The sequence below is a fragment of the Plasticicumulans sp. genome (assembly GCF_035331805.1).
Lineage (GTDB): Bacteria > Pseudomonadota > Gammaproteobacteria > Competibacterales > Competibacteraceae > Plasticicumulans.
Genome location: NZ_DAOLKE010000067.1, coordinates 10,552 through 13,977, shown reverse-complemented (window position 1 = coordinate 13,977; position 3,426 = coordinate 10,552). Strand labels below are relative to the sequence as shown.

1 protein-coding gene is annotated in these 3,426 nt (G+C 75.0%); it reads right to left on the bottom strand.

Annotated elements, in window-relative coordinates:
• Positions 1-3,161: tetratricopeptide repeat protein (locus tag PKE44_RS07125; RefSeq protein WP_324549505.1), on the bottom strand; the 3,161-nt coding region annotated here is incomplete at its 3' end.
• Positions 3,162-3,426 lie beyond the last annotated feature (265 nt).

The following is a 3,426-nucleotide window of genomic DNA, read 5'->3' as shown; positions in this document are numbered from 1 at the left end:
GCCGCCGCCAGCCGGCCCGGCCACAGCGTGCCGGCCGCCGGCCCCGTGCCATCCGGATCGAAGCGCAGCAGCAGGCCGTCGGGTCCGAGGCGCTGCATCACCTCGGGCAGTGCCCATTCGGCCGACACATCACCGGCGAGCACCGCGCACTGGCCTTCGCCGAGCAGTTCATCGAGCAGGGCGGCGAGCGTCGGTGCCGCCGGCGAGGCGACCGGCGCCAGCGCCGCATCGAGCGTCGCGCCGAGCCCGGCGAGCAGCGCCTCCCACGGCGCATCGATGCCGCCCGCCCTGGTGAATTCGAGCATCTGCGGATGCCACGGACAGCCGCCGCTGCCGAGCGCGACCCAGGCCGGATACGGGTACAGCCGCCACGCCGGCCGCCCGAGCGCACCGGCGAGTTCGGTCGTGGCCGTCGCGGCCCCGAGGGTGAGATCGAGCGCCGTCAGCAGCGCCGCGAGGCCATCGAGGTCGTCGCGCAGGTCGAGATCCTCCGGCCGCCACCACGGCACGCCGGCCGCCGTCAGCGCCTCCAGCTCGGCGGGCTCGGCATCGTGCTGCAGCACGACGACGCGCAGTTGCGCACGCGCCGCCAGCGTGCGCGCCAGACCGGCGAGCGGCGGATACAGGTTCGTGCGGTTCGCCGCCCGCAGGCCGCTGCGCCAGACCAGTCCGACCGTGACGCCGGCGTCGAACACCGCGTGCAGGCGCTGCTGCCAGTGGCGGACCGCATCGGCCCCGGCGCGCAGCGGCAGCGCCGGTTGCGGCGGGAAGGCATCGAGCCTCGGGCGGTAGCGGCAGGCGAGTTCACCGAGCGGCAGCTTCACGTCGATGTCCGCAGCGAGCCGCTCCCAGTCGAGACCGCTGCGCCGGCTGCCGATCAGGCGCACGCCGGGGAAGCTCCTCGCATACAGCGGCACCAGCCGCGGGTCGCACTCCAGCGTCACGGCCCGCGCCTCGGCGAGCAGATCCGGCAGACAGGTCGAAAACAGTATCTCGTCGCCGAGGCCCTGCTCGGCGAACACCAGCACATGCCGCCCGGCGAGTGATTCGCCCGGCGCGGCTTCCGGAAACGGGTAGTCGTTCGGCACGTGGATGCCGCGCCAGCGCCAGCGGTAGTCGGCCCAGCCGCCGGCGAGATCACCGGCGGCGAGGCGTGTGTAAGCGGCGTTCCAGCGGTAGCGGACATCGGCGGGTGCGAGCTGCTGAGCGGTGTCGTGCGCCGCGCAGCCCTCCTGCGGCCGGCCGGCACGCAGCAGGGCCAGCCCGGCGTTGTTCCAGGCATCGGCGAGCGTCGGCTCCAGCGCCAGCGCGGCCTCGAAGTCCGGCAGCGCCGCGGCGGCCGCATTGGCATCGAGGGCCGCACCGCCGCGGCGGGTCAGGGTCTCGGCCAGCGCCAGACGCGCCTCCGGCCAGTCGCCGGCCCGCCGCAGCGCCCGGCGGTACAGGTGGATCGCCAGATCGAGCGCGCCGCCGCGCTCCGCCAGTGCGCCGAAGTTGTACGCGAGGCTCGGCTCCTGCGGCGTCAGCGTCAGCGCGCGCACGAAGGCGGCGTGCGCCAGCGCCCCCTCCCCGCCTTCGCGCGCCGCCAGCCCGAGCAGATGCCAGACGCCGGCGAGATCGGGCCGCTGGCCTGTCAGCGTCACCGCGGCCTCGCGCGCCGGGGCGTGGCGGCCTTTGCGAAACAGCGCCAGCGCGGCGTCGAGCTGACGGCTGGCGACGGCATCCGCCGGGCGCTCGCGGGGCGGCACCTTCGCCAGTGCCTGCGCCATCGCCGTGAAGGTCGGCTGCCAGTCGGGCTGATCGGGCGGGCGCGACCACAGCCGCTGCGTCGGATGCCAAGGCATCGCATCGGTGCCGAGCATCGGCCAGCCGCTGCCGGTCAGGAAGCGCCAGACCGGCACGCCGAGCGCGGCGGCGAGTTCGGCGACCGCGGTGCTCGCCGAGATCACCAGATCGAGGCCATCGAGCAGGGCCGCGACCTCGTCGAGCGCGTTGCGCTGGTCAAGCCCCGGCGGCTCGGCGATCGGGACGCCGAAGCGCGCCTGCGCGGCCGCCAGTTCCGGCGCGGACGGGTCGTACTGCACGCTGACCCAGCGCACGCCCGGCACCCCGAACAGCGGCGCCATGGCTTCGAGCGCGGCGTAATGGCGTTCGCGGGCCCCGCCGCGCAGGCCGCTCCTCCAGCAGAGACCGATCTTCAGGCCCTTGCCGAGCCCGGCGAGCCAGCGTCGCCAGTGCGCGGCACGCGCGGCATCGGCGAGCAGATAGCCGGGCACGGCCGGGAAGTCCTCGATCCGGCGGCGGAACCACCGCGGCAGGCTGCCGGCTTCGAGGTAATGCGTGCAGGCCGGACGCTCGACGCTGCGCTGCACGCCGCCACCGCGCACGAGCGGCAGCACGCTCGCGCCCGGGAACGAGCGCGCGAACAGCGGCTGCAGGCGCGGATCGCAGAACAGTGTCACGGATTCGGCGCGCGCCAGCGCATCGGGCACGCAGGAAGCGAACAGGATCTCGTCGCCGACGCCCTGCTCGGCCAGCAGCAGCAGTGCCTCGCCGTCGCCATCGAGCGGCGTGCCGTCCCAGCGCTGCATGCCGAGGCCGGTGTAATCGACGCCGAACACGCGACTGCGCGCCTCGTACTGCGCCCAGCCGGCGTCGAGCTCGCCGAGGCTGAGCAGCGCCAGCGCCAGATGCCAGGCCGCGTGCGCATCCTCGGGCGCCTGCGCGAGGCGCTCGCGCAGCAGCGCGGCAGCGGCGGCAAAGTGACCGTCGTCCTGCTCGACCGAGGCCAGTTCGGCGAGCAGCCCGGCATCGGCCGGCGCAGCCTGCCGCGCCTGCTGCAGGCAGTCACGCGCCGCCGCGAGCTGCCCGTGCGCATGCAGTGCCTGCCCAAGCACCAGCGCCAGCCCCGGCGTCTGCGGCGCGAGCTGCCAGGCCCGGCCGAGCAGTGCCGCCGCCTCCTGTGCATCACCACGCTCCAGCCGGATCTGCCCGAGCAGGTTCAGCACCGGCGCATCGTCGGGCTGGCGCGCGAGGGCGGCGCGGTACAAGGCTTCGGCCTCGGCCAGCTCGCCGACCTGGTGATGCAGCACGGCGCGCGTCAGTTCATCGTCGCCGGCAGCGGCAGCCGTGGGGCGGGAAGCGGTCGGTCCCTGGGTCATCGCGGGCTCGCAGGATCGGTGCGCCGGCGTGCGGCGCAGGCAGGAAGGAAATGGCCGGGTTTTCAGCGGCGCACCGACTGTAGTTGCGGGCACCCCGGCTTTCCCGGATCGACGGATGGCCGCGAGGCCCGTTCGCCGTGCGCCGGCCGGACCGCGGCCGCAGCTCGCCTCCGGCCCCTGTGCCACCGCCCCGCGCCGACGGCTCGGGGTGCGCTGCGAGCGGCGAAGCCAAGGCGGCACACCCCGTATCGATGTGCGTCATCGA